Below are 24,583 nucleotides of genomic sequence, written 5' to 3'. Positions count from 1 at the left end.
CAATGAGAATATCAATGGGTTAATCAGACAATACTTTCCAAAGGAAACCGATTTTAATGAAATCTCTGATCAGGAAATAAATTTTGTGGTAAACCGATTAAATAATCGCCCCCGAAAAACACGGGGTAGGAAAACACCGAATGAATTATTTAAGGGAATACGAACATGTTTACTTCCAGATTAACGATGTTGCACTTATTATGTGAATCTACCTAATTTGAATATATTCTCTTCTTTTATAAGCCAATCAGTCATTTCATTACTATACTTCTCAGAAATATACTTTTTATTTTCCAAGTTGGTCTTATAGTTTGCATCATCATCCTCTGGATGAGACAGATGTATACCTTCTATCCCCTCAAACAAATGAAATTGAGAATTAGCTTTGTGTAGCCGGAAACCAAGATCAATATCTTCACCACCCCATGATTTAAAATGTTCATCAAAACAGCCCACTTTTTCAAAGAGTTCTTTTTCTACACTAAATATTGTTCCCCATAAAAAAACCCAAGGTGCAGGCATGGAGCACAATTTATAGTCGAATCTCGCGTACGAGCTTTGGCGAATATCTTTGCCAACACCCAGTTCTTTCATCCTTTTAATTGTGCTGTCTACATCATCTAGGTCAACCTTTAGATCCCACTTATTTTCAGAGTACAGACCGTATACATTTCCAATCGAAACTGATTGTGGGTTAGATATATGGAACTTAATCACGCTCTTAACGAAATCGCTTGGCAAAAGTACGTCAGCATCAACAAAAGCCAGTAGCTCCCCTTTTGCATTTTTAGCTCCAATATTTCTCGCTCGGGCTACACGGAAACCTTCGTCAGGTACATATATATACTTGAGTTTATAGTTGTAAACTTGTTTAGTAACAGCGAGACAAGTCTCATCGCTAGAACCATCATCTACAACTATTACTTCGAAGTCACTAAAGTCCGCACTTTGCTTGTTTAGTAAAGAGAGCAAGGACATTAGGCTTTCTTTTTTGTTATAAGAAGGGATGATTATACTTAGAGTCATAAATTTCTTACTCCTTGATCTTACTTTTTATTTCAAGAAAAGAGGCTTTAAAATTATACATATCTGATAGAGTATAGTTTCCTTGTACAGATAAACAATTATTTAATCTGTTTAGGAATTCTTCAATAACCTCGTTAATATTGAAATAAGCACCAAATTTTTCAATATATGAATTCATTGAGATTATAAAGCCTTCAATATCGTTCTTATACTTTTCTTCCAAAAAGGTATCAGGACGATGCACAGCATCTCCTTTGAACCTATATTTAAATGGAATATCTTCTAGTATTTTAATAAATGCCCCACCCGCAACCATATTCATCCAAGTGACATGATCTTCCGAAACTGAAAAGTCTGGGAATGGACATCTAAGCGCCAAGTCAACATTGACTGCCGTGCCTGACGTCGGGAATATGTACCCACAGTGCCTTATCATATCGAGGTATTTATTGCTTCCTTCTGGAGTATACCGACTATGCTGAACAGCGACGTCGAGCATATCACTCCTAAAGTTTTCGAGAGAAACCGAATTACCACTTTCATCGATTCCGGTAAAGGTTGTGCTAATAATTAAGTCTGATTGATTAATCTGTTCTGCAGCACATAACGTTTTCTCTATACGATATGGATGCGCAATATCATCATCGTCCTGAAAAAAATGATATTGGCACCATATTTGTGAGCATACTTGACACCAATATTTCTTGCTGATGATACCTCCCCCCTCTTCTCGTTAACTATAAAATGAAATCTATTATCAATTATATCGCTCGGCAAATAGTCTTTTATTCTAACATTCAATCGATCATAGAAACTTGAATTATCATTCACTATTACAACGCACCAATCTGGGGTTGACTGAGCATGTATTGAAAATAAGGTTTCAACCAGATAATCACTATCTCGTTTGCTCTTTGCATGATGAGGAATCACAAACCAACTTGACATTTATGTGCAACCTTATTTATTTCTTTTGCAAAATCAACTATCCAATCTTCCGATTGAAGTAACACTTGATGAGGGAACGCCATTGTTCGATTGTAAAAATTCTCAGCACCTGGAAGCTTATAACTTATACTATTCAGTCTTTCGAAATGGCTATAATACTTGTTTCTATCAACTCGACTTGGTTGGTAGAGTGGATTGTTATTTAAAGGTTTATCAAGCCTTTCAAAAGGTATTCGATATTTCTCTGAGAAATAGTTCGATATTGCTTGTGCTTGTTCATCTTTAACTTCACAATTGAAGTCAACGACACAACGCCAATATACTCTTTGATCAATATTTTCGTCTGCATCAAGGATATTACATATTTTATTTTTTCTAAGGCAGTCATCAAGAATCATGGCGTTTAAACGTCGCTTTTCGTTCTCGCCATCTAATCTTTTCAGACCGTTTAACAAAATGGCACACTGCATCTCAGTAATGTTGTAGTTCCTTCCTTGCACTTCTCCATTACCGGAAATAACCATAAGATTTCTTGGATTTACGCTATCAGTTTTAGCTCTCCCATCCATCATCAAATTTTGTATTATGGAATAGTAAACATCCGAGCTAGTAGCAATAATCCCACCTTCTCCACTAGTAAGTAGTTTTGATTGCTGGGTAGAAAATACAGATATATCAAAAAAAGAGCCAGCCTTCTTTGATTTCCACGTCGCCCCATGGCTTTGTGAACAATCTTCAATAACTTTTAAACCATATTTATTTGCAATAGCACCAATTTTTTTCACATCTACCATGCCGCAATAAGCATGTACCAAAATAATGGCTTTGGTGTTCTGGGTAATATTCTCTCGTATTGCCTTCTCTGATATTTGTCCGGTTAAAGGATCAATATCAGTCAAAACGGGAATAGCACCTAGATTATATACAACTTGGGCAACTGCAACCCAAGTCATACCTAGTACTATGACTTCATCTCCAGGCAAGATACCTATGGTTTCAAGAGCGATGGATAACGCCGCTGTTCCAGAAGTGCATGGAATAGCATGTTTAATACCTATGTAGTCTGCCCATCTTCTTGAGAAAAGAGTACTAAAGTATGGCAATGTTTCAGACTGGCCTGACAACGTCCAACGCGTAGATCTAAGTGCTCCTTCTACATCAGTTAGTAGGTCAACATCGCACACCGGCCAATTCATCTCAAAAGGTTTCATGCATCCTCCTATAACACCAAATTTAATAGCCTTTTGCTTAACAACCGTTTGTAGGCACTTATGATATCGCCTTCTCGAATACGTCCATCAAGTAGAAGTTGACTAATTGTTTTAATGCCATCAGCGACATCAAAACAGGACAACTCTGTCTCTGTAACCCGCTCGCTGTATGTTGCTATATTGATGTAATATGAACAGGATTCACTTGTAGCTTTTTTGATAGTAGTTACAAACTCTTTTTTTATTGGTCGCAATAACTCGTATAGCTTATCACCACGAATTCTTTTCTTAATAATGAAATCGCCGACAACCAAATAGTCCAAGTCTGTAAGTAGAAAGCATTGTATAGCATCATACGCATCACATACAATTGGCTCCGCATTTACATTAAATGAGGTATTCAATAAAACAGGAACCCCTGTAATTTCTTTAAAATTCTTTATTAGCTGGTAGATGTCTTTATTATATTCTCCAACAGCTTGAACTCTCGCTGTATTGTCTATATGTGTTATAGCTGCAAGTTTTTGTTGGTTTTCTTTAACAACCGGGAGATTAAATACCATATACTCCAAGTTCACTTTACAATCTGGAACTAGGAACCAATCTGAAATTTCATCCACCAACACCATGGGTGCAAATGGGCGATAGGACTCTCTCTGCTTAATAATTCGATTAGTTCTATATTTTGATTCAATAGGTCTGGGATCAGCTAGAATACTACGACTACCAAGAGCTCTTGGACCATATTCCATTCTACCTCTAGCCCATCCTATTATCTTGCCATTACTAATTTCATTCGCAAGAAACTGAAACTCATCTTCAGCATTAATAACTTCTATGATATCTTGATTTCTATCTATTATTTCAAGCGCATGTTTACTATTTATATCGGGTCCTAAGTAAACATTGTCGAGTTTATTTCCATTAATCCTAGCGTCAGGATACATTGCGCACATAGCTGCACCGACAGCACTTCCACCATCGTGTGAGGCCGGATGAACAAAAATATTATCAAACAATTCGCTAAAGGCGAGCTTTCCGTTCAATGTACAGTTTAGAGCTACCCCACCACTGAGACATAGATTTCTTTGATTTAGCTTCTTTGACCAGAAAGATATTATATGAAATGCCATCTTTTCCAAGTATTTTTGTATGGAATGCGCAAAGTTTTGATGACTTTTTGAAATATATTCATTTTCTCTTCTTGGCAAGATACCTCTATCTAAAAAGTAAGCAAGTATATTTGTATGATTAAATGAAACCTTTCCACCTTTTTCAAAATTTATAAGTTCTTCGAAAAGTTCATCAAATTGATTTTGTTTGCCATAGGAAGCCAACCCCATTACCTTATACTCATCAAATCGTTCATATCCTAGTAAAGATATACAATCGAGATAATATCTTCCCAGTGATGAAGAAACTGGATATCTATATATACTTCTAACAACCCCATCGATATATGAGTAGATTGATGTAGACTCATCTTCTCCATTTCCATCTATTATGACAACTAATGAACTATCGAAGCCAGAGTTTTCAGCCGCCATGATCGCGTGGGTGTCATGATGACGTACATATTCAATTGGGATATCTTTAACTTCTTCACCAAATTTACGCACAAGTATCTTGTTAATTAAACTTCTAGAAGTTTCGACCTCGAGACTTTTTCTTTCAATATATTGTAAGCCAAGTCCAGTATCTGTATTTAACTCTTCAAAATAAAATGCAATTTTGTCAACATCAGTTATTTCAACTTGTGCTATTTTTAAGCACTCAACAATGGCATCAATAGGAAACTGATTAGAGTGTTTAATCCTATCCAGACGCTCTTGTTCCACAGCCGCAACAACCTTACCATCTTTGATGATTGCAGCTGAGGCATCATGACCAAACCAATTTGGTATATCCCCAATAACAGGTATTTCAAATGTTTCGAAACTACCGCTAATCCCTAGAGTTATCATAAGAAGAATCTCCTTACCCTTGATGAAAATAATTCGATATCTAATAGCGTCTCATTCATTTTAGTAAGCGGCCTAAATTTACTATTCGTCATTATAGTTTCTATGATATTGATGGACTCCAAAGACCGTTTAATATCAAGTAAAGGTTCTAATTTGTAATTTAGTGAAGTGGCTAAGTCTAAGACGCCAGTAGCTTGGTCAATAAAGTGAGTATCATCATATCTTCTGTCTATCTTGTGAGGGTGAAGCATTTTTCTTAGAGAAAAGTGTTCTGGTGGGCGGTCGATTTTATCTTCTTTATTCTTCCTTAAAATTATTGGAGAGTTCGCCATCCATAAATCTTCAACTATTATTTCACCTTCATCTCCAATTATCCGAAAGCTATGATCCTCACTTTCAACAATGCTAAGCTCAATTTTTGCTCTTCTACTATCACCATACTCCAAAGTAAGATCAATCCAATCAGGAGCAGGTGAATCTGTAACTTCTTTATCCGGGTAGATTAAGGCAGAGCTATAGTTCATACTATCTGGCGTCCCCATTAAAGCCAGAATTAGATCAATCACATAAGAACCATGTTCAAAGCCACAACCAACTTCGAATTCATTCTTTGCCGGCCAAGGTGCTCCTGAAAGACTAACCCAACTACCAAAGTTCATTTTATGAACTGGTCCCTCATGGATAGCACTCTTAATTAAACGTATTTCTCCAATTTCGCCAGAACTCAATATCTCCATTACCTTGATGATTGGAGGATTTAATAATAAGGAGGGTGCGCTTGTTATAATACAATTATTATTTTTGGAAACTTCTACCAATTTTCTTGATTCTGTAATGCCCATAGTAAATGGCTTTTCACTGTATACTGAAATTCCATTAGTCACAGCTTCCAGTGACACATTGTAGTGTTCTTCTGGATTCGTCAAGTTTAGCAATATATCAACATTTACATTTTCTAACGCATCGCTTACCGAAGAGTAAGCATCGAAACTATGATAGTTTGAGAAAGCTTCAAGTCGATTGCTATCTCTATCGACACAGCCAACAATATTTAGGCATTCATAGTTATTAAGATTTGACACATAGAAGTCTGCAGCATAACCACAACCAACAATTAGAATATTTAACTTTTTCGCCTAGCCTCCACTTTCAGATTAATGCGCACTAGGTAACCACGCTTATTAATATAATAGTTAACCCACCCTCAAAGGCGATTAAGCAATACGCTAAATTCGAAGCCCATCTATATTCCTACAGTAAATAACTGTGCCTAATTGTGCTCCACTTTCAGTAATCCATGTTGACTACTGGGAAACGGTGAGGCGTTGTTGATCAATTCCTAAGGTCGGAGCATACTTTGGCGAATACCTAGCCAAAGAATATTTGAGCCCAATAGCCATCCCTCTAACCCGCCTTTTAAACTTATTTCGTTGACTTGGGGAATTACGGTTACATTGTCGAGCATATTTCTCAATATAAAAATGCACATAATTTCATAAGATGCGACTCAGTTATCAGATTGAAAATAACTATCTCACCTATGCTGGAATGGTATCGCCTAACACAAAATATGTAACCGTTCACCAGTCCCTAATTGACATTCCAATGTGGCCAAGCACATGTAATGACCCAAAGAAGAGTTTGACATGATATTGTGTCACTCCAATTAGGACTCATTATGAGTAACAAACAATCAACAGAACCATCAAATGCCATATAGATAAATCCACTCGAATAACGAGTGGATTTTCACACAAATAAATATATTAAAATGATTAAACTAAGATACGTAGCATACGACGCAGAGGCTCTGCAGCTCCCCACAACAATTGGTCACCTACAGTAAAAGCAGATAAATACTCTGGGCCCATATTCAGCTTACGTAAACGCCCTACAGGCGTATTCAAAGTTCCCGTTACAGCAGCTGGGGTTAATTCACGCATACTTAATTCGCGATCATTTGGAATAACACGAACCCAGTCATTATGTACAGCCAGCAATTGCTCAATTTCAGGAACCGAAATATCTTTTTTCAATTTCAAAGTAAATGCTTGGCTGTGGCAACGCAATGCCCCAATACGCACACACAAACCATCCACAGTAATGATATTATTACCGGTATTGAGAATCTTATTGGTTTCTGCCTGCCCTTTCCACTCTTCACGGCTTTGACCATTATCAAGTTGTTTATCAATCCACGGAATCAAACTACCAGCCAACGGCACGCCAAATTGCTCAGTTGACATAACTCCGCTACGGGTGAAATCCGTTACTTTTCTTTCAATATCCAGAATAGCCGATGCCGGATCTTGCAACTCTTTTGCTACCTGAGTATGTAGAGATCCCATCTGAACCAGCAATTCCCGCATATGACGAGCACCAGCACCAGAAGCCGCCTGATAAGTTGCAACAGAAACCCATTCAACTAAATCATTAGCAAATAAGCCGCCTAAAGACATCAACATTAGGCTAACGGTACAATTACCACCAACAAAAGTTTTTATGCCTTTATTAAGACCTTGCTGAATATGCGTATGGTTAACTGGATCAAGAATAATAATGGAATCATCATTCATACGCAGCGCTGACGCTGCATCAATCCAATATCCCTGCCAACCCGTTGCCCTTAACTTTGGATAAATCTCATTAGTATAATCTCCCCCCTGACAGCTAATAATAATATCCAAAACACCAAGAGCTTCGATATCGAAAGCATTCTGTAACGTACCTTGCTGACCAGTAAAATCAGGTGCTGGCTGTCCGTATTGTGATGTCGTGAAGAATACCGGACGAATAACATCAAAATCCTGCTCTTCAATCATACGCTGCATTAATACTGAGCCGACCATACCGCGCCAGCCGATAAAGCCCACATTTTTCATCATTATTGTCCTACTTTGGTGAGTGTTGATCAGTGATTCTGATTACACCAAAGCTGACAAAATATGACCAGGGACGCAAGTGAATTTATTAACTAATTCACAAGATATTTAGCAACGTAACTAGCAGCAAGATATATAACAAATCTGGCATCCAAGTAAAAAGCCACCTGTTGGTGGCAAATATTTACTATTAACTTTTAATTTTCAAGTCACATTCAATTGAGTTTTAGTTTTTTCTTTGGGATGCGGCTTAACACTTATCACTTCACCCGGTTTGGAAATAAAACGGACAAACGTTTCATGGCTGACGAAAGTAGCACCACAATTGATGTTCTGGCATTGATTATAACGTTCTTTTGTATGGCAGGAATGCTCAAAGCTGCTGCGTGCATGAGCAGCTTTACCACAAAGAGGACACTTGATCATATTTTTTACCTTTAACTAAAACATGAACTCTCATTATGCGAACAATATAACAATGAGATCTCATTTGAAGAACAATTATTTCATGTCGAGATCATCAATTTTTAATTCCAGAGTCAGTGCTGTTGTAAAACCACCAGATCCATTCACCGTGTGGGTAACTGTCGTTAATGTCCATTCAGCGGCATCTATTTCTGGTTTAAAGCCGGTAACTTTGATTGGTATTTCAGGGTAGAGATCTGCACGCCCCTGAGCCAATTGAATCGAAAACGTCGCTGCCCCACGTTGTATTTTCTCCCAGGCAACCTTGGCAGCACGTTTAGCACTGACTTCATCAGCATAAGTACGGGAAAGTTCCAATACGTTATCTTTGCTACCTACTAAATAAAAGGTTAATTTATCAGCATTTTTCTGACTTTTTCGCTCAACGGTTAAGGTATGTTTTTTCTCCGGTTTACGGACATCCAACCAGTTTGCTACCACGCCAGTATAAGCCTCTCGGTCAGATAGCGTAAAATTGTGGTTGTCACCTGACCGACGTGTAATCACCAATGCAGGGATAACCGCACCACTGGCTGTTTTATTCTGTCCCTGCCGAATAAATATCAACTTACCATTTTTTACTGAAGCAATTGCCCCTTCTTGCCTTGCCAAGCGCGTAAGAAAACTACCATCTGACTCATTCGTCTGATCAATATGGTTAATAAATATCTTCGCAATATCCTGATGCAAATCGGCGGTAAGGTTATTTCTAGCAGCGATAGTATGGACAATATCCCCTATCGTTTTCTCATGATAAGACTCTTCACGTCTCATATTGAGAGATTCACGGAAATCAGCACTACGGGCACGAATCGTTAATTTGTCCGGTGCTCCACTGTGACCAATTTCATCCACAGTAAAACGCCCTTTACTAATCAGTGGCTGATCACGCCATCCCAACGCCAATGAAATTACATTACCTCTGGAAGGTAGCACTAAACTTCCATCTGCATCATCCAGTTCAATATCAAGCTGGTCGGCTTCAAAGCCACGATTATCTGTCATCGTTAGTGACATTAGGCGCGATTGAATGCGCCCGCTGATATCTTTATTGTCAATTTCCAAAAGAAATGCCGGTGCACTGCCTTTTTCGGAACCTCTGCCAAATTCAGATGTCATGGCAACACCTCTCTGACCCTATCTGACAAATTGTCTGTAAGCATAGAGAATTGTTCCTGAAGATCACCGAACATTTCACTTAGAGAACTATCCACTCGCCGTAATGTCAATGTGAAATCAATTTTGCGGGCAGAACCATTCGACATAAATTCAGTTTTTGTCTGGTCGATACTCTCAATGACAAACATACCGTAAACCGTGCCGCTGCCATCTATAAAGGACCAAGCTTTACCGCTATCAGCCATCACTTGTAGTACCGTCAATGATAAACGACCACCGGTAATTTCTGGATATAACGAACCGGAAAGTGTCATTGTGTCGTTATCCGGCCCCAGAAATTGCCAGGCAGGCCGCATCCCGATACGGCTGTTAAAAGCATGCCGCCATGACTGCTGATGTTGCATACTTTGGTATGGTGTGGTTTTCAACATAAAAACAAATAAACCCAGTGCAGCCATCATAATTAGAATTCTCCTCTATCAGAGAATGAACTGCGTAAACGCGCCTGCTGTTTACGTTCCCGATCATCCAATTCGCGCCTAACCGCTGCTGCAATATCCTGCGCAGATTGCCCCGGCGCACCATAGATATTTATATGATAGACCGGTGATTCACTGCGGTACTCTACCATCTGACGTTTGTCCGCTTTCTTTTCCTGAATCTGAGGATAAGCATGAACCGGTAAGCTCTGAACATGCAATGGTGCGGTTCTGGCTGCGGCAGAAGGCGCCATTACGCTCAAAGAAAATGCCGCAGCGGCAGCAAGTTTAGCAGTCTGTCGGCGGCTAATCACATTAACAGGGCCAGTAACAATCTCTGGTCCATATTCACCAACAATACCAAATCGGCCAACCGGAATAATGCCCCCCTTATCATGTTTGGGCAGAACCGAACTAACATTAGGACTCATATTATTACTGGCGTCTTTTGAAATATCCTCCTTTGACCGCATCCAATCAGGGAGATACTCAGACAATGAAGTCAGTTTCTGTTTCAGGGCTTCCCATTTTTCATTAATCCCATCTAGCAAACTATTAACTATCGCAGTTCCGAACTCTTTAAATTTATCGGGCAGACTCATTATGCCGGCAATAATTTCATTCCATTTATCCGAAATCGATATTTTAATATTCTCCCAGATATCCAACGTGTTCTGCTTAACTAATTCCCAGGCATTACTGATATTAGTTTTAATACTTTCCCAAGTTTGCAAAACACTCTGTTTAATGGATTCCCATTTCTCACTTAGGCTAATTTTAATATTTTCCCAAAGCTGAGAAAATTTCGGCCCCAATGTTTCCCAGTTTTGCCAAATATAAACAGCCGCCATAGCAATTACACCAATAATGGCGAGGATTGGGTTAGCCATCATCAAACGACCAACGATCATCATGGTGCTACCCAACATTTTCAGAGCATTCCCGACTAATCCGAGCGCTCTCACACCAGTACTACCAAAGAAAGTAAGACTATATTTCGCCACAGCTAACGGAAGTAATATTGAAGCGATCGCCTGTACCAATGCGCCAAAAACAGTTAACATGCCTCCGACCACTACTGTAATAGTCGCAAGCGTTGCAGCCAAGCGTGGGTTGGCTTCCATCCATTCACTGACTTTATTGACTACATTTGTTACTTGCTGAGTGACTTCTCTTGTAGGACCTTCTACGCCAGAAAACATCTGAACGCCCAGATTACTCCAAGCGGCATTGAGTTTTTGGATATCACCAGTGAGATTATTCGTCACTACAGATGCAACTTTTTGGGATTCACCTTGAACATTTTTTAGTCCAGCGATAAAAGTTTGCAATCCTCCCTGCCCTGCTTGATTTACCAATATATCCAAAGCAGGAACAGCGTTTTCACCACCAATTGCGGTGAAATAACTCGTACGTTGTTTACCGTTCATTGAACGGGTTTTATTATCTAGTTCAACGAGAATATCAGGTAATTGCCGTAAATTACCTTTAGCATCACGAGTCTTAATATCTAGTTGTTTCAATGCGGCGGCGGCAGCTTTAGGCGGTTCAGCCAACCGACTTAGTACATTGCTCAAAGCCTCTCCAGCTTCACTTCCCTTAATATTGGCATCACTTAGCTTTCTTGTAGCAGCCGCAACGGTTTCAATATCAATCCCCAAAGAAGTGGCCGCTGGAGCGACAGATTTCATGGTGTCACCCAATCCCGCCAACGTTGTTTTTGAGCCAATAAGCGTTGCCGTCAAAACATCACTAACATGCCCCATCTCCTCGGATTGTAATTTAAACCCTTCCAGTACATTAGTACTAATATCAACCACATTGGCGAAATCTGTACCGCTTGCCTGCGACATTAATACCGCACCAGGCATCACATTCTTTATCTGGTCAGGAGAATACCCCTTGGAGGCATACAGGCTCTGTCCCTGTGCAATCTGGCTGGCAGGAATCCCTGTACTTTTGCTCAACTCACGACTTTGATTGAGCAACATAGTGTATTCAGGAGAATTTTTTTCAATATTGGTTTGTGCCTGAATTTTAGACATTTGAACATGAAGATCATAACCCGGCATCAGAAAGTTTTTACTGGTTGTCAGTATCTTGCTACCGGCTGATTTTGCACTAGCACCATATTGGCTAACGCGGTCACGAAGCTCTTTGATTTTGCTATAACGACCTTCACCGCGATCTTCTTCCTTTTTGTTACTGGTATGCGCAGTTTCCTGCGCATATTCAGGAGCAGAATAAGGTTTAATTGCTTCATAAGTCTGATTTAATCGCTTGAATTCATCGCGATTTTGCCGGAGAGAATCCGCCAACCTTTTATTATTTCGCTGGGCAGATTTCAAGGCGCTGGTCAGCTTATTAACGGACTGTATTACCAATTTAAGCTGTGACTGTGTATTACTCATTTTCTGCACCACTTCGTAAGATGGCCCGATGTCGCCAGTCCAGTAATTCCGGTAGTGACATTTCATCTGTCACTGCCGGAGACCAGTGGAAAACGGTGGCAATATCTGCCACCAATTCATCTACGGTTAGTCGGTCTGGAAACCGGACTTCGCCGACTTCGGTAACAAAAAATTGACCACCTCAACACTGAGATTAATCAGATCGCCGGGTGTCATTGACAACAAGTCGCTTTTAGTGAGCGCTGGTGTGGTAACACGTGGCAAAACCAATATCATTGAATCCACATCCATCTCCAGCAAAGCCTGTAGCCGAGCACCACGCAGCGCGCCACTGTTCGGTTTGCGCACCACCACTTCAGTGATGTTGCTACTACCACGTGCAAGCGGTTCTTCTAATACGATTGTGCGCTGCTCGTCGTTTTGAGTAATTAGTGTTTCTGTCATGGTTCAACCTTGTTTATCCGATTAGATTAAAGACCCATAGCGCGACGGTGATCTGCCAAGCGATCTTCACCATTAACGACTTCAACCATGTTAACGGTATCCACTTCGATCAGAACTTCACCGTCCCATGTCAATTTGAAATAGGTGTTTTTAGCGCTGATTTTGGTCTGAGTATTATCTCCTTGCTTATAAGTACCGTGGTCAAACTCATGGAAACGGCCACGCATCACGATTTCAACAGCAATCACATCGCTGGTATCATCGCGCTGGCAGGAGCCCGCAAAGCGCAACATTACGCCATCGGCTTTGGTCAGACCCCATTGCCGATAATGTTGAGCTTCCATACCTCCCAGAGTAAATTCAACGTCCAATGCACCTTCATCCAAGCCTAAATCCACGGTTGCGCTACCGTTCATACCACCGCCACGATAGGTTTCCAGTTTACGACTCAGCTTAGGCAGAGTAAGTTCTTCCACGATTCCCTGATAACTATTGCCATCATTAAACAAGTTCAGGAATTTAAGTTTGCGAGGTAATGCCATCTGTGTCCCCTTAGCCGTTTATGCTTTTCGCGAAATCCATCAGGTAACGATCTGTAATACGCTGGCGTAACATCATGTTTTCCAGTGGTGGTACAGGTGTATAGTCGTAATCGAGGGTCAATTTACCCGCTTTCAAGGTGTCTTTATCATTGGCGTTTTCGTCATACCAACACTGACCGTCAATAATGTAACCCCCAGATTTCAGTTCGCGGAACTTAGCGTTAATACCTTCGATAATGTCTCGTACGAGTGAAGGAGTAAGTGGTTTATCGATCGCCCACATATGCGCTTCCGCCATAGTGTCAGCCAATACTTGAGCGGTACGAGTGTAACTTTCGAACTGGAACAATGGGTCATCAGCACAGGTACGGGAACCCCAGAAACGGAAGCCATTTTTACGGATAAGTGTTGTGATACCATTTTGGTTTAGCAGACCTGAATCTGTTGCTGGCTCTTGAAGATCCCAGAATACGTCTGCTGAAAGACCGGTCACACCATTGACACCGATATTGGACAGTGTTTTGTGCCAACCTGTTTCTTCATCAATTTTTGCGCGCAAACCCAGTGCACGAGCAGTAGCGTAGGCGATAGTCTCTTTATTAGCAACAGTATCCCAACTCAGGAAATCAGGCCAAATCAGCATCAGTTCGCGCTGACTGAAGTTTTTGCGATATTCGATAACTTCTGAGATAGTCTTACTGCCATAGGCGCTGATATAAGCCATTGCTCTCAGCTTGTATGCGATACTCGCCAACTCAACAGCAACAGCCTTTGTATCCAGCCCAGGAACCCCCAGAATACGTGGCTTCACACCTAATTGGCTTTGTGCTGCCAACAGTGCCTGTATACCGGTTTTCTTACCTTCATTAGTTGTAGTACCAATGATGTTGCTGGTAGTTTGTTCTTCCGTTTCACCTTGTGCTACACGGACAACAACAGTAACGGGTTTAGACTGGTCTGAGATAGCTTTAAGTGCCTGAGGCAATGTACCGGTTTTACCCGCTTTGCCAATTGCCATCGAAACATCAGTAATCAAAACCGGAGTGTTTAATGGAAAAGTTTTTTCGTCTGCCTCAGGACCAGTACAGACCATACCGACAATAGCGGTGCTAACAGTGGTTATGGTGCGTGTGCCTTCGTTAATTTCCTCTACACGGACGCCGTGATGATATTCTTGTGCCATATTAGCGGTTCTCCTATTAAGGTGTCCCGCTATGTTGAAGTATCCGAATTATTAAATCATTCGATGGGAAATGTGTGGGAGATGATACAAATCAGGTTGGTTAATTTATTATTTTTTCTAATAATTTAATTGCTTGTACTTTATAGATAGTGGAAAAGGAAACCTCTTAAATCAATATCTGTTTCTTCTGTCGTAAACTTTTAGCTCTGTTTATTGATTATTTTTTCACAGATTTTCTCTACAAAAATAGGTGATAATTTATACACATCGACGCATTTCTCTGTAAATCACTGTTCTGGTCATTTATTGGCACCCTGATATAGCCAATCTTTGCCATATATACTCCTGCTTAGTGCCGATACGAAACTATTCTTTCGGAAATCTCACGGATTAGTGAGTTTTGAAAAATCTTGGTTTGGTGGAAACCGTTACCAAAGCCGCAAACGCGTTGCAACGTAGCGGAGGCAGTGTAACAGGTGACATAACTATTACTACTGACTCTATGCTGAGTTGGAACAGACACACCGACTTCGCCTCTGTCGGTTTTAAAGACACAGGAGATAATGATACAGACTCCTATATGTGGTTTAGAACGGGGGATAATGGTAACGAATATTTCAAATGGCAGCATGCTCTCTCTGGAGGGCCAACCAATGAATGGATGAGCTTGAAATCTGATAATCTTCGAGTTAGGGGGTATCAGGTCTATCATGAAGGATATAGACCAACCGCTGCGATTATTGGTGCTTATACAAAATCAGAATCAGATACGCGTTATATTCAGGACATTCGCCTTGGCGCTAAAGAGAGTGCGCAAATATGGAAAAGTCCCGGAGATAAAGACACAAGTGGGCATACCATTATTGCTGCAATAAATGAAAATAGAGATGAATTAGTTGACACCGTAAACCGCAGGCCAATACAGAAGAAGGTTAACGGCATATGGATGAATATATCCAATATTTAGTAAGGTGATTAATATATGCAGAACATCAAAAATTTTTCCCAATACATACCTGACTCAAAACAAGCCAGAAAATTCATTGCGGATTTTAATGTCATTTATTTGAAGTCAGAAGACGGCCAAGACTGGTATGAATGCCAGAAAAGCTTTAACCTTGATACAATCAAAGTAATGTATGATTTTAATAATGTAATCCGTTCAATATCAGGAGATATATCAGCTTTTAACCCAGATGGAATGAGTGTAGCTGAGGTGAGTAATTTGCCTGATTCTTGTGATATTTCTGGCAAATGGCAATATATAAATGGTGATATTGTTCCGCGTGAGTATACAAAGGCCGAGTTAGTTGCTCAAGCAGAAAGACATAAAGAGGAATTGTTAGCCCTTGCCAGCAATAATATTGCCCCCTTACAGGATGCCATTGATCTGAGCGAAGCAACTGCGGAAGAGATAGAACGACTCAAAGCCTGGAAAAAATACCGAATGCAAGCAAACCGCATTGATCCCACCATAGCACCAGATATTGAGTGGCCTGTACGACCAGTATAAATAATATAGGCCCGCAGTTCACAGACCGCAGGCCTTTTTTCTACTCTGGCTTTTTAGGGTAATCAATAAGTGTTTACCTAATGCGCCAGGTCTTATTGGAATGGAAAAAATACCTAGCCATACTTAACCAGGTTGATACTTCAAAAGCATCAAAAATCGACAGGCCAACATAGCCATAGCCTTAACTGAAAAAAGACCGGAGACAGAATAACGCCCGGTCTTGATAATTTTATTATTCTGGTATTTGCGGCCACTCAATATCTGAAGCCATTGAAGTATCAACACGGCTCAGTAATACCACATACTTCTTCCAGGCAAGCAATAATGTTTTCTCTGCGTCTGAGGCCATCTCAGTCTCAATAGCATATTGTAATAAAGTCATGGCTTCATCAGCCTGTTGGCGAAGAGTGACACGTTGTTGTTCTGCCTGTTTAATCTGAGCGGCTTTTTGAGCTTCAATGTCCGTTACCCATCTTTCACCATCCCACTTGTCAAAATCGGTGCTTGGCTGTTTGAATGTCAGCATTTCTGGTAATTCACCAGGTTTAATGATTTCCTTCTGTTCCCCAGTTTGTGTGCTGTAAGCTATTTTTCCTCGATAATCTGGTACAATTTGCCAACCGGTCAAATCAGATGAACGGCAGGCGACATATCCCTCTTGGGTATCAGGTGGCGCGTCTGCGCAGGAATTGGCAGGAATACCGACACCAACGGGAAGATACTCATCAGAACTGTTTAAATATTCCAGCGTAATCGCATCGTAATTAAACACAACGATACTTCCAGTACTGATAGCAATATTATTTTTATCCAGTACAACCTTATTCATCAGGCAATCCTTACAATGTAATTAAATGCCATGTTTCGTGGACGTGTTTCTATTCCTGTTGAAGCAGCAATTGCATTATCCATATAACCGAAACCACCAGCTCCCATTCCAATAGCAACACCTAATCCGCGAGGATCAATTCCGTAGTTAACGCCTTGGTGCACACTATTGAGAATATAGCTTGGTGTACCCACCCCCTCGATTCCACCATTTGAGTTAGACCACATCCGTCCAATCCTGTGACTGTGTGGAGCAATATCTGCTAATTGAGAGGATAATATATATCGACCAATATCTACCCCACGTCCATCATCCCAGCCCCGGATAAATTCACCACGTAAATCGGGTAATCTACCAGTAGGATAAACTTCCGCTAATTTTGGATATAAAGACTTATCAAAGATTTCCCCATTACATTTCACCCACCCATTTGGTGGTATGTCAGTCGGCCAAGGAAGTGGTATTCCTACCGGGATCTCTTCAAGTACAGACATGAGCATTATGCTGCCCTTACAATGTAGTTAAACGCTACGTTACGTGGCCTTGATACCCCTATATAATTAGCACTGGTAGTCCAAGTCGTTGCTGAACCTCCAGAAGCTCTAGCTCTTAATTGAATATCTTTATTTTGAGGGGTATCCCACTGTAATTTCGTACGCTCATTAACTGAGAAGTTAACAACATTATCAGCAGGTTGATGAACTTCCTGTAGTAAATAAGACCCTTCTTGCCATACCAATAATGTACGATCTGGATCAACGCCACGCTTGTCATCCCAGCCACGGATAAATTCACCCCTTAAATCGGGCAAATTACCACCAGGATAAGCCTTGGCTAATTCCGGAAATTTCGCTTTATCAAAGGCCGCACCATTACATTGCAACCACCCATCCGGCAGTGTGGCCGTCGGCCAAGGAAGTGGTACACCTATCGGAATTAGCTTTTCCATCAAACCAAGGTTTTTTACAAAAGCATTTTTATCTGGGATATCCGCGCCATTTTGGTTTTTTGCCAATTTACTATTAGCATTATCATAAGCCGCTTTTACTGCTTTGGGTGTTGCTGCTGTAGTTTCATCATTACTGTTAATGGCACTACTAAGTTTTGTAAAACCTTTTTCTGTCAACGTGGCGTCTGGGTGATTACGGCTTTTTTCATGTTTCTGAATAGAGCTATCTACATAATCACGAGTTGCTAAAACTACAGAGGGATCGATTTTCAGCGTTACCGAATCCGTATTGCTAACAATCAAGATCATTCTGATAGTTTGTGTTCTACCCGAACCTTCCTGTAATTGTGGTTTATAGGTTTCCGGACAGTTTGCTACTGCAATCAAGTTACCTTCACTGTCAAACAGACCAATTTCACGCATCCACCAACCACCCTCACTTTCAGGGATAATTTGTTCGGCAATAATTTGGTTGGTGTTTACCGAGTCGACGCCTAATGTATTAATTGCAGCACGACGCTTTTCATTAACTAATTTTGTCTGATTGACGTCAGGATCTGGTAATTTACCGCCACCGTCACCAACAGCCATGTGAGTAATATCGACTTTTGTCCCCAAAGCAGCAGCATTTGCCAGTTTCGCCGCTCCCAGGTTAGTTAAAATTGCAAAATATTTCATGGTGAAACCCTCAATGTATCTGTTTCGATCAAATGAATTGCTGCCCCTAAAGGCGTATTGTCGCTAGTTGTAATGATGTCAGGGAGATATTGGTAAACAGTGAGGTCATCTCCACTATAACTCGTCGCAGCACAATAAAATTCGCCCTTAACATCCAGATTGATTGACAAACCTATCAAATGACGACTTACAGGCTTGGCATCAGAAATTAGTCGTTCCAGCTCTAAAAAAGTTTCTTCGGTGATCCCGTTTTCCTGTACCCCTATCGCCAACCGGAATGTGCCCGGTGTTTCATTGTTCTGCCACCATTCCTTTATTTGAATGAGATAACCAAGCGGTTCTACCACGCGACGGACGGCACCAATGGTTCCCTTGTGTTTATGCAGAAACAGCGAATTTTTTATCACTTCCCGCTTAGTGTTTGCCGACCAATTTTCGTCCCAGCGATCAACCGACCACGCCCATGCTAGATAGGGTAATAATTCCTCAGGGCAAGTATCAGGATTCCAGAGTTGGCGAAGCGGGACTGGAATATTTTGCAATTGTGAACATGCCTTAGCAGCAGCCAACTCCAAAACCGTAGAACCTGTTGGTAACAGGCGGTCATTCATCAGAACCTCCTACTATCAAACCTGAATTTGGTTTGGAACAATCAGCAGTTTGTGTTTTACCTATTTCCAGTTTTGCGTCAGTACAATAAGGAGCTTGATCTTTACACAGAATTATGTCCTTCGTCGGAGCTCTCAGTTCTACCTGCTGTACTCCCGCGACATGCAGCGCAGCATAAATGGCAGATAACCGAATATCTCTGCCTAACTTATGTTGATCTAGCATGTATTTATCCATATTTTGTTGAGCCAATTTACGGATAGGCTCAGATTCAGGTGTCGGATAGAGATAAAGCACAGCATCAATTTGATATTCCACTATTTGGGCTGACTGCACTTTGACCCGATCAGCAACTGGTCTGACGTTTTCATCATTAAGTGCCACAATCACTTTATCTAATAAATCTTGTGAAGCTACACCGTTATGCTCCTTATCTTCCTCATCTTCTTTATCTTTTTCCCATTTCCATTTCCGTGATAAAACAGTCACAGTCACATTGGCTGGTGATGGGCTGATGACGGAAACATCTGCAACAGTTTGATATTCACCTTTGTATTCGCTTTTATTAGCATGAATACTTTCATTAACCTTAAGAGCATGATATTCATACGCACCTATTGGCCCTGCAACACTTAGCCCTTCGAAGGCTCTTTGGATGCGATCACGGAAAGTGCTATCAGGCTCCATAACTGCCCGGGTAACGTTATAGTTCGCTCCTAACTGGTCTAAATCGCTATTGGTTGCATAGGCCAACATTACTGCACGAGCAGCTTCATTAACCCGCTGGCGCAATATCAATTCCCGGTAAGCATTTTCCTCAAGTAACTTAACCAGAGGTTCGGATTCTAATTCCAATGTTCGAGTAATAGCATCCTGTTGTTCTTCAGGATAAAGAGATATTAATTTGGCTTTACGTTCAGCCAACAGGCTTTCATAATCTAGTGGCTCGACTACATCAGGTGGCGGCAACTGGCTTAGATCAATGGTCGGCATTGTTTTACCTCACAGGGATAGATAAAGAAAACCCCCCAGGGGACAGCTGATAATGACCAGATATATCTACTGTCATTTTGCCGTCTTGTTGGGTATTTATGGTGATAGCTGTCAGATTAATTCGCGGTTCCCAACGGCTAATAGCTGTATAGGTGGCTGCCATAATTTGCAGGCGTAGAGCCGCGTTCTGTGGCCAGTCAATTAATTCAGGTAGCAGAGAACCATAAGTACGACGAGCCAAACGACTACCGATGGGGGTTAGTAAGATGTCGCTGACAGACTGGCGTACATGATCCAGATCCGTCAGGCTATGACCGGTTTGTCGATTCATTCCAAGGTACATCATTATACTGGGCCTCCTGTTGTCGCACCGCCTGCCATAACGCCGGTATGTTGGTGAGAATGTAAGGTCACACCATTAGAACTGAGTTTTCCGCCTGTATTTTCAACATCACCTTCCAGCTTAGTTTTTCCTTTTACAGCAAACTCTGGTGTTTCCAGTGTGATGCCTTTGGCTGCATCTGCTTTTACCGCCAGTGCATTCATTCCGACTTGTAGTGTTTTCATATCGATTTTGTTGACTGAAGTCAGTTCGATAGAGTTGATTGCCTCAAGTTTGATTGAATTGAGTGCCTTGAGTGAGATATTGGTTGCTTCAATTGCTACAGAATTTGAAGCCTGCACTACAGCAGTCTTAATACCTGTTACCTTTAAGGCACTAAATGCTGGTTCATACTCCATTACTGCTCCATCAGGGAAGACAATATGGACAGCTTCCGCAGAAGCAGGCAATGCTGATGGAAATTGATCAGCAAAAGCAGTATCAACAGTTTTTCCAGAAACAGCCAATGGCTCCGGAAATTGATTAGAATAAACAGCCGGTAATACAAAGGATGTGGTCAATTCACCGCCAACAGATAATAACAAAACTTGCTCACCACGGCTGGGAGCCCACCAAGTTCGGGAATTACCTGCTCGCATTGTCAACCAAGGCCGCCAGTCAGTTTCGAGATTGCCTGTCGCAATTCGGCATACTCCCCGGGTGGTATCTACCTCGGTAACAACACCAGTTCTGATCAGGTTACGCAATAAGCGCAAAAGTTCTGTTAGTTGTGTATCCATGTTTGGAAAAATGCCATTTGGTGGTTGTGGGTTTATGTATGAAAGAATGCCAGCAAAGGCAGCTGCCAACATCAAAGAGGAATTGTAAGAAAGACAAAACAAGTTTCTTGAAAATAGAAAATATAACAACATAAATTAAAAAGCCCTTCCCGTAATCGAGAAAGGCCTTTATGTAATCTATGTTACTAGGTAATTCTTTTGTTAAAGCTTGACTCTAATAGTTAAAAAAATTCAAATTTACGCTGATTGATTATATATTAAGTATAATGTTCCAGTTCAACTATTTATCTAGCCAGAATAGATAAGTTTAATTTCCTGATATAGAGTGATAATTCTATTTAAAAACCGCTAATTTAGGATGGATATCTTTAATCCCATAGTTGCAAAATAGGTTTCGTTGTAGCTGTCATAATTTCCGGCATCTCAACTTCTGTACCATGTGGCAGAGTTACACCATACTCGGCCAAGCTTGGGTTAACTAATAATACCTGTTCTGTCATACCTTGAGTCCGACCATAATGACGCCAGCATAAAGCATCAACAGTATCATTCTGCTGTGCAATTATTTTCATTAGGTATACCCTCTCTAATTTAGTCAATATTGTTAATTTAAAGTGTTATGGTGCGCTGAATAGTGGGAGAGAAACAATGAAACAATATTGTTAAGGAAACAGTACAAATGAGAAGCAAGAAGCCACTTTTCAGTGGCTAATTTAATAATTAATCATATCTTCCAAAATTTGCTGAATTCATAGGCAAAGTCTATTTCTCAGCTCATTTTCCAATGCAATCATTATCAATTTAGAAACTTTAGATTATTTATCATACAGAATTCCCACATTTATCTGCCGCATTTATTCTTCAAGCGTTTCGTGGTGGTTAATAAGTTGTTTTGCAAGTGGTGTCGACAACTCAGCAATCCAAACTAAAGCAAGTTCTTTATCTTCAGCATGATTACATTCACAGCTCGTTGCCATTCTGGCTATAAAATTAATACGTTGCGCTATTACTGATTCCATAAGAAAGTCCACTGACAAACTTACCTCCGCATAACATAACTGTATATAAGAACAGTACACTTTGATTAGAAAAATTTAAAGTGGTTTTTCATCTTTTTTGAGAACTATATTTGATAGTGTTAATATATTAATTATTGTTTTTATTGAAATAATTAATGGTTAAAAAGGTTTCTTTCCGATCACAATCCATTGTAATTAATAAGTTTTTCTTATTTTATCGATTGGAAGATTTTTTCTCTTTATTTAGATGACATAGTTTCACAAAGTATATATACCCTATGGATTTCAAGATGCATCGCGACGGCAAGGGAGCGAATCCCCGGGAGCATAGGTAACTATGTGACCGGGGTGAGTGAGTGTAGCCAACAAAGAGGCAACTTGAAAGATAACGGGTATAGATTGAAATTTATATGCCCATGATGCAATATCCTCTATCGGATCTAATAAATTTATTTGGGATCACTATAGCTCTTAATCAGAGGGCTTTGTGGAGACGGCAAACTCACTAAACTGTACTTTCAATGAAAAAAAACATAACTGAGATAAAAATGGGTGCAGATAGTGGAGGAAAGCAAGCTATCGAACGCCTTATCAGTGCATATAGTTTTAAATCACGTCAAGCATTGAGCGACCATTTAGGCGTGTCTAAAAGCACAATGGCAAACCGTTATTTAAGGGACAGCTTTCCAGCCGATTGGGTTATTCAATGCAACCTTGAAACCAATGCTTCATTGTTATGGCTAAGCACAGGACAAGGAGAAATGTTCCCTGATGGAGAAAAGAAAAAGGAATCTTTAAAAAACATTATTACCCCGAAAATACAACGCGTTAAATTGATTGGTGGAAAGCTGAGCGATGACGATCCAGTGATTTTAGATAATCAACTGATTGCCAGAGAAATAAAAAAACCTCTTATTGTCGATAACAATAAAACTTGGTATTTGCTAGATACAGAAGAACCTGATGTTCAAGATGGTTTATGGTTAATTGATATTGAAGGCATGCACAGCATTAAAAAAATTACAAGAATCCCAGTCAGTAAGATCCGAGTTTGTGATAACGATGTAACTTTTGACTGTGCAATTAATGAAATCAACTTTATTGGTCGCGTTTACCTAGTGATTTCCAGGTACTGACACACTTTTCAATTGTAAATAAATTAATTTACTTAGATGTGTAAATCCTATGCTGATGGCAATTCGTTACCCAAAAACGTCCAGATGCAGTGGATTTCATACACAATAGATTCTTTTGCTAGCAATAGCTGATTGTTAACTTATTCCATTGTTTCTTTATATCGTATAGTGCGGCGGAAGTTTTTTGTATAGAAAAGAAACGTGATATATTTTGGATAAATTAATAACCAATTAGCCTTGGATATTATGAATACAAAATTAAACATTTAACTAGCCGCACTGAAAATACTAATTTGATCGACAATTTGTTTTATTTACTGGAAAATATTTATATATTGTAGATAACGATATGTTGTAAATTAATGATAACTGTTTCCGTGTGTGGCCTTTTGCCAGCAATCTTGCTGCTTGTTGTTGTTCAACAAATGAAAGTGATACTGGTCTACCACCAATTCTCCCTTGGGCACGAGCAGCTATTAATCCTGCATTTGTTCTTTCTACGATTAATTCCCGCTCCATTTCAGCCAATGCACTCATAACATGAAAGAAAAATCGTCCCATAGAAGTACTGGTATCAATGCTATCAGTCAAGCTTTGAAAATGAATACCGCGTTCACTTAAATCGGAAATCAAAGTCACCATATTTTTTACGCTACGCCCTAGTCGATCCAATTTCCAAACGACTAGAGTGTCACCTTTTTTAAGTAGTTTTAAAGCTCGTTTTAAACCTGGTCTGTTGGATGTTTTTCCGCTAATTTTATCCTCAAAAATTTGTTCACAATTTATACTTATCAATGCGTTTCGCTGTAAATCACTGTTTTGGTCATTTGTTGACACCCGAACATAGCCAATCTTTGCCATATGTAACCCTGAATAATACCAATATAATACTATTATTATCGAAATTATCACGGATTGGCGAGTTTTTAAAAACCTTGGTTTAGTGGAAACGGTGGATTTGGCTAAGGGTGCAGTTCCAAACAACCGGAAAGTGAATGGAAAAATCCTATCTGAAGATATCAATATTACTTCTCAGGATATCTTTAGTGAGCAGGCGGTTT

30 protein-coding genes are annotated in these 24,583 nt (G+C 40.1%); 5 read left to right on the top strand and 25 right to left on the bottom strand.

All coding sequences use genetic code 11. From position 1 onward, the window contains the following. Positions 1 to 184, top strand: a 184-nt coding sequence (locus tag AACQ83_RS21340) for a transposase (RefSeq protein WP_370446068.1), incomplete at its 5' end; no start/stop codon positions are given. A gap of 14 nt (positions 185 to 198) precedes the next feature. Here AACQ83_RS21340 and AACQ83_RS21335 read toward each other — a convergent pair. From AACQ83_RS21335 to AACQ83_RS21270, 15 genes are all read right to left on the bottom strand, one after another. Further along, the gene (locus AACQ83_RS21335; RefSeq protein ID WP_112878673.1) at positions 199 to 1,026 is read right to left on the bottom strand and encodes a glycosyltransferase family 2 protein; all 828 of its coding nucleotides are present in this window, start codon (positions 1,024 to 1,026) and stop codon (positions 199 to 201) included. A 7-nt stretch (positions 1,027 to 1,033) separates the two neighbouring features. After that, positions 1,034 to 1,525 (bottom strand): hypothetical protein, encoded by a 492-nt coding sequence (locus tag AACQ83_RS21330; protein ID WP_112878674.1) that lies wholly within the window; start codon positions 1,523 to 1,525, stop codon positions 1,034 to 1,036. Between the two features lie 116 nt (positions 1,526 to 1,641). Then, a complete protein-coding gene (locus AACQ83_RS24755; RefSeq protein ID WP_112878675.1) occupies positions 1,642 to 1,974 on the bottom strand; it encodes a glycosyltransferase family A protein in 333 nt (110 codons plus the stop codon). Beyond that, a complete protein-coding gene (locus AACQ83_RS21325; RefSeq protein ID WP_112878676.1) occupies positions 1,956 to 3,185 on the bottom strand; it encodes a DegT/DnrJ/EryC1/StrS family aminotransferase in 1,230 nt (409 codons plus the stop codon). The genes AACQ83_RS24755 and AACQ83_RS21325 overlap by 19 nt, the downstream gene beginning before the upstream one ends. Before the next feature lie 8 nt (positions 3,186 to 3,193). Further along, positions 3,194 to 5,149: a carbamoyltransferase family protein gene (locus AACQ83_RS21320; protein WP_112878677.1), complete on the bottom strand. Its 1,956-nt coding sequence runs from the start codon at positions 5,147 to 5,149 to the stop codon at positions 3,194 to 3,196. Then, positions 5,146 to 6,264 carry a Gfo/Idh/MocA family protein gene (locus AACQ83_RS21315; RefSeq protein ID WP_255566986.1) on the bottom strand — a complete coding sequence of 373 codons (1,119 nt, stop codon included), beginning with the start codon at positions 6,262 to 6,264 and terminating at the stop codon, positions 5,146 to 5,148. The genes AACQ83_RS21320 and AACQ83_RS21315 overlap by 4 nt, the downstream gene beginning before the upstream one ends. Before the next feature lie 660 nt (positions 6,265 to 6,924). After that, the gene (gene asd, locus AACQ83_RS21310) at positions 6,925 to 8,031 is read right to left on the bottom strand and encodes an aspartate-semialdehyde dehydrogenase (RefSeq protein WP_112878679.1); all 1,107 of its coding nucleotides are present in this window, start codon (positions 8,029 to 8,031) and stop codon (positions 6,925 to 6,927) included. 204 nt (positions 8,032 to 8,235) lie between these two features. Further along, positions 8,236 to 8,457, bottom strand: coding sequence for an ogr/Delta-like zinc finger family protein (locus AACQ83_RS21305; protein WP_011144421.1), 222 nt, complete (start codon positions 8,455 to 8,457; stop codon positions 8,236 to 8,238). A gap of 75 nt (positions 8,458 to 8,532) precedes the next feature. Next, positions 8,533 to 9,615, bottom strand: a complete 1,083-nt coding sequence (locus tag AACQ83_RS21300) for a phage late control D family protein (protein ID WP_112878680.1) — start codon at positions 9,613 to 9,615, stop codon at positions 8,533 to 8,535. Continuing rightward, positions 9,612 to 10,076, bottom strand: coding sequence for a phage tail protein (locus tag AACQ83_RS21295; RefSeq protein WP_112878681.1), 465 nt, complete (start codon positions 10,074 to 10,076; stop codon positions 9,612 to 9,614). Before AACQ83_RS21295 ends, AACQ83_RS21300 begins: the two co-directional genes overlap by 4 nt. Positions 10,077 to 10,078: 2 nt before the next feature. Beyond that, the gene (locus AACQ83_RS21290) at positions 10,079 to 12,505 is read right to left on the bottom strand and encodes a phage tail tape measure protein (RefSeq protein ID WP_240000882.1); all 2,427 of its coding nucleotides are present in this window, start codon (positions 12,503 to 12,505) and stop codon (positions 10,079 to 10,081) included. Further along, entirely contained in the window at positions 12,498 to 12,617 is a 120-nt protein-coding gene (locus AACQ83_RS21285; RefSeq protein WP_011144425.1) for a GpE family phage tail protein, read from the bottom strand. Before AACQ83_RS21285 ends, AACQ83_RS21290 begins: the two co-directional genes overlap by 8 nt. 14 nt (positions 12,618 to 12,631) lie before the next feature. After that, positions 12,632 to 12,949, bottom strand: coding sequence for a phage tail assembly protein (locus AACQ83_RS21280; RefSeq protein ID WP_011144426.1), 318 nt, complete (start codon positions 12,947 to 12,949; stop codon positions 12,632 to 12,634). Between the two features lie 26 nt (positions 12,950 to 12,975). Further along, positions 12,976 to 13,491: a phage major tail tube protein gene (locus AACQ83_RS21275; RefSeq protein WP_036782412.1), complete on the bottom strand. Its 516-nt coding sequence runs from the start codon at positions 13,489 to 13,491 to the stop codon at positions 12,976 to 12,978. A gap of 10 nt (positions 13,492 to 13,501) precedes the next feature. Then, complete coding sequence (locus AACQ83_RS21270; protein WP_112878683.1) at positions 13,502 to 14,674, bottom strand: phage tail sheath protein; 1,173 nt, start codon at positions 14,672 to 14,674, stop codon at positions 13,502 to 13,504. A gap of 400 nt (positions 14,675 to 15,074) precedes the next feature. Here AACQ83_RS21270 and AACQ83_RS21265 point away from each other — a divergent pair, with 400 nt between their 5' ends. The 3 genes from AACQ83_RS21265 to AACQ83_RS24750 all read left to right on the top strand — a co-directional run bounded on the left by AACQ83_RS21265 (position 15,075) and on the right by AACQ83_RS24750 (position 16,360). Continuing rightward, complete coding sequence (locus tag AACQ83_RS21265; protein WP_240000881.1) at positions 15,075 to 15,641, top strand: hypothetical protein; 567 nt, start codon at positions 15,075 to 15,077, stop codon at positions 15,639 to 15,641. 15 nt (positions 15,642 to 15,656) lie between these two features. Then, entirely contained in the window at positions 15,657 to 16,187 is a 531-nt protein-coding gene (locus AACQ83_RS21260) for a tail fiber assembly protein (protein ID WP_112878684.1), read from the top strand. 80 nt (positions 16,188 to 16,267) lie between these two features. Then, on the top strand, positions 16,268 to 16,360 hold the full coding sequence (locus AACQ83_RS24750) for a tail fiber assembly protein (protein ID WP_112878685.1): 93 nt from the start codon (positions 16,268 to 16,270) through the stop codon (positions 16,358 to 16,360). A gap of 59 nt (positions 16,361 to 16,419) precedes the next feature. On the opposite strand, the gene AACQ83_RS21255 is transcribed toward AACQ83_RS24750, so the two are convergent. The 9 genes from AACQ83_RS21255 to AACQ83_RS21215 all read right to left on the bottom strand — a co-directional run bounded on the left by AACQ83_RS21255 (position 16,420) and on the right by AACQ83_RS21215 (position 22,386). Beyond that, the gene (locus AACQ83_RS21255; RefSeq protein ID WP_112878686.1) at positions 16,420 to 17,016 is read right to left on the bottom strand and encodes a tail fiber assembly protein; all 597 of its coding nucleotides are present in this window, start codon (positions 17,014 to 17,016) and stop codon (positions 16,420 to 16,422) included. Beyond that, entirely contained in the window at positions 17,016 to 17,510 is a 495-nt protein-coding gene (locus AACQ83_RS21250) for a phage tail protein (protein ID WP_240000880.1), read from the bottom strand. Before AACQ83_RS21250 ends, AACQ83_RS21255 begins: the two co-directional genes overlap by 1 nt. Positions 17,511 to 17,515: 5 nt before the next feature. Beyond that, entirely contained in the window at positions 17,516 to 18,643 is a 1,128-nt protein-coding gene (locus tag AACQ83_RS21245) for a phage tail protein (RefSeq protein WP_112878688.1), read from the bottom strand. After that, positions 18,640 to 19,254 (bottom strand): phage tail protein I, encoded by a 615-nt coding sequence (locus AACQ83_RS21240; RefSeq protein WP_112878689.1) that lies wholly within the window; start codon positions 19,252 to 19,254, stop codon positions 18,640 to 18,642. The genes AACQ83_RS21245 and AACQ83_RS21240 overlap by 4 nt, the downstream gene beginning before the upstream one ends. Continuing rightward, the gene (locus AACQ83_RS21235) at positions 19,247 to 20,245 is read right to left on the bottom strand and encodes a baseplate assembly protein (RefSeq protein ID WP_112878690.1); all 999 of its coding nucleotides are present in this window, start codon (positions 20,243 to 20,245) and stop codon (positions 19,247 to 19,249) included. Before AACQ83_RS21235 ends, AACQ83_RS21240 begins: the two co-directional genes overlap by 8 nt. 4 nt (positions 20,246 to 20,249) lie before the next feature. Beyond that, complete coding sequence (locus tag AACQ83_RS21230) at positions 20,250 to 20,591, bottom strand: GPW/gp25 family protein (protein ID WP_112878691.1); 342 nt, start codon at positions 20,589 to 20,591, stop codon at positions 20,250 to 20,252. After that, complete coding sequence (locus AACQ83_RS21225) at positions 20,591 to 21,367, bottom strand: phage baseplate assembly protein V (RefSeq protein WP_112878715.1); 777 nt, start codon at positions 21,365 to 21,367, stop codon at positions 20,591 to 20,593. Before AACQ83_RS21225 ends, AACQ83_RS21230 begins: the two co-directional genes overlap by 1 nt. Positions 21,368 to 21,735: 368 nt before the next feature. Further along, entirely contained in the window at positions 21,736 to 21,939 is a 204-nt protein-coding gene (locus AACQ83_RS21220; protein ID WP_112878692.1) for a tail protein X, read from the bottom strand. Positions 21,940 to 22,221: 282 nt separating this feature from the next. Next, positions 22,222 to 22,386 carry a hypothetical protein gene (locus AACQ83_RS21215; RefSeq protein WP_165603259.1) on the bottom strand — a complete coding sequence of 55 codons (165 nt, stop codon included), beginning with the start codon at positions 22,384 to 22,386 and terminating at the stop codon, positions 22,222 to 22,224. A gap of 521 nt (positions 22,387 to 22,907) precedes the next feature. Between AACQ83_RS21215 and AACQ83_RS21210 the strand changes: the two genes are divergently transcribed. Beyond that, entirely contained in the window at positions 22,908 to 23,522 is a 615-nt protein-coding gene (locus tag AACQ83_RS21210) for a helix-turn-helix domain-containing protein (RefSeq protein WP_112878693.1), read from the top strand. A 288-nt stretch (positions 23,523 to 23,810) separates the two neighbouring features. Here AACQ83_RS21210 and AACQ83_RS21205 read toward each other — a convergent pair whose 3' ends face one another. After that, positions 23,811 to 24,383: a recombinase family protein gene (locus tag AACQ83_RS21205; protein WP_112878694.1), complete on the bottom strand. Its 573-nt coding sequence runs from the start codon at positions 24,381 to 24,383 to the stop codon at positions 23,811 to 23,813. Between the last annotated feature and the right edge of the window lie 200 nt (positions 24,384 to 24,583).

The sequence above is a fragment of the Photorhabdus sp. S10-54 genome (assembly GCF_963878145.1).
GTDB lineage: Bacteria > Pseudomonadota > Gammaproteobacteria > Enterobacterales > Enterobacteriaceae > Photorhabdus > Photorhabdus kayaii.
Note: the sequence above shows the minus strand (reverse complement) of the source record. Positions and strands in the feature narration are given on the sequence as shown.

What these genes read in the sequence shown, in the direction of transcription:
- AACQ83_RS21335 (WP_112878673.1), bottom strand. Translation starts at nt 1,026, where the DNA reads ATGACTCTAAGTATAATCATCCCTTCTTATAACAAAAAAGAAAGCCTA.
- AACQ83_RS21330 (WP_112878674.1), bottom strand. Translation starts at nt 1,525, where the DNA reads ATGCTCGACGTCGCTGTTCAGCATAGTCGGTATACTCCAGAAGGAAGC.
- AACQ83_RS24755 (WP_112878675.1), bottom strand. Translation starts at nt 1,974, where the DNA reads ATGTCAAGTTGGTTTGTGATTCCTCATCATGCAAAGAGCAAACGAGAT.
- AACQ83_RS21325 (WP_112878676.1), bottom strand. Translation starts at nt 3,185, where the DNA reads ATGAAACCTTTTGAGATGAATTGGCCGGTGTGCGATGTTGACCTACTA.
- AACQ83_RS21320 (WP_112878677.1), bottom strand. Translation starts at nt 5,149, where the DNA reads ATGATAACTCTAGGGATTAGCGGTAGTTTCGAAACATTTGAAATACCT.
- asd (WP_112878679.1), bottom strand. Translation starts at nt 8,031, where the DNA reads ATGAAAAATGTGGGCTTTATCGGCTGGCGCGGTATGGTCGGCTCAGTA.
- AACQ83_RS21305 (WP_011144421.1), bottom strand. Translation starts at nt 8,457, where the DNA reads ATGATCAAGTGTCCTCTTTGTGGTAAAGCTGCTCATGCACGCAGCAGC.
- AACQ83_RS21300 (WP_112878680.1), bottom strand. Translation starts at nt 9,615, where the DNA reads ATGACATCTGAATTTGGCAGAGGTTCCGAAAAAGGCAGTGCACCGGCA.
- AACQ83_RS21295 (WP_112878681.1), bottom strand. Translation starts at nt 10,076, where the DNA reads ATGATGGCTGCACTGGGTTTATTTGTTTTTATGTTGAAAACCACACCA.
- AACQ83_RS21290 (WP_240000882.1), bottom strand. Translation starts at nt 12,505, where the DNA reads ATGAGTAATACACAGTCACAGCTTAAATTGGTAATACAGTCCGTTAAT.
- AACQ83_RS21280 (WP_011144426.1), bottom strand. Translation starts at nt 12,949, where the DNA reads ATGACAGAAACACTAATTACTCAAAACGACGAGCAGCGCACAATCGTA.
- AACQ83_RS21275 (WP_036782412.1), bottom strand. Translation starts at nt 13,491, where the DNA reads ATGGCATTACCTCGCAAACTTAAATTCCTGAACTTGTTTAATGATGGC.
- AACQ83_RS21270 (WP_112878683.1), bottom strand. Translation starts at nt 14,674, where the DNA reads ATGGCACAAGAATATCATCACGGCGTCCGTGTAGAGGAAATTAACGAA.
- AACQ83_RS21260 (WP_112878684.1), top strand. Translation starts at nt 15,657, where the DNA reads ATGCAGAACATCAAAAATTTTTCCCAATACATACCTGACTCAAAACAA.
- AACQ83_RS24750 (WP_112878685.1), top strand. Translation starts at nt 16,268, where the DNA reads ATGCGCCAGGTCTTATTGGAATGGAAAAAATACCTAGCCATACTTAAC.
- AACQ83_RS21255 (WP_112878686.1), bottom strand. Translation starts at nt 17,016, where the DNA reads ATGAATAAGGTTGTACTGGATAAAAATAATATTGCTATCAGTACTGGA.
- AACQ83_RS21250 (WP_240000880.1), bottom strand. Translation starts at nt 17,510, where the DNA reads ATGTCTGTACTTGAAGAGATCCCGGTAGGAATACCACTTCCTTGGCCG.
- AACQ83_RS21245 (WP_112878688.1), bottom strand. Translation starts at nt 18,643, where the DNA reads ATGAAATATTTTGCAATTTTAACTAACCTGGGAGCGGCGAAACTGGCA.
- AACQ83_RS21240 (WP_112878689.1), bottom strand. Translation starts at nt 19,254, where the DNA reads ATGAATGACCGCCTGTTACCAACAGGTTCTACGGTTTTGGAGTTGGCT.
- AACQ83_RS21235 (WP_112878690.1), bottom strand. Translation starts at nt 20,245, where the DNA reads ATGCCGACCATTGATCTAAGCCAGTTGCCGCCACCTGATGTAGTCGAG.
- AACQ83_RS21230 (WP_112878691.1), bottom strand. Translation starts at nt 20,591, where the DNA reads ATGATGTACCTTGGAATGAATCGACAAACCGGTCATAGCCTGACGGAT.
- AACQ83_RS21225 (WP_112878715.1), bottom strand. Translation starts at nt 21,367, where the DNA reads ATGGATACACAACTAACAGAACTTTTGCGCTTATTGCGTAACCTGATC.
- AACQ83_RS21220 (WP_112878692.1), bottom strand. Translation starts at nt 21,939, where the DNA reads ATGAAAATAATTGCACAGCAGAATGATACTGTTGATGCTTTATGCTGG.
- AACQ83_RS21215 (WP_165603259.1), bottom strand. Translation starts at nt 22,386, where the DNA reads ATGGAATCAGTAATAGCGCAACGTATTAATTTTATAGCCAGAATGGCA.
- AACQ83_RS21210 (WP_112878693.1), top strand. Translation starts at nt 22,908, where the DNA reads ATGAAAAAAAACATAACTGAGATAAAAATGGGTGCAGATAGTGGAGGA.
- AACQ83_RS21205 (WP_112878694.1), bottom strand. Translation starts at nt 24,383, where the DNA reads ATGGCAAAGATTGGCTATGTTCGGGTGTCAACAAATGACCAAAACAGT.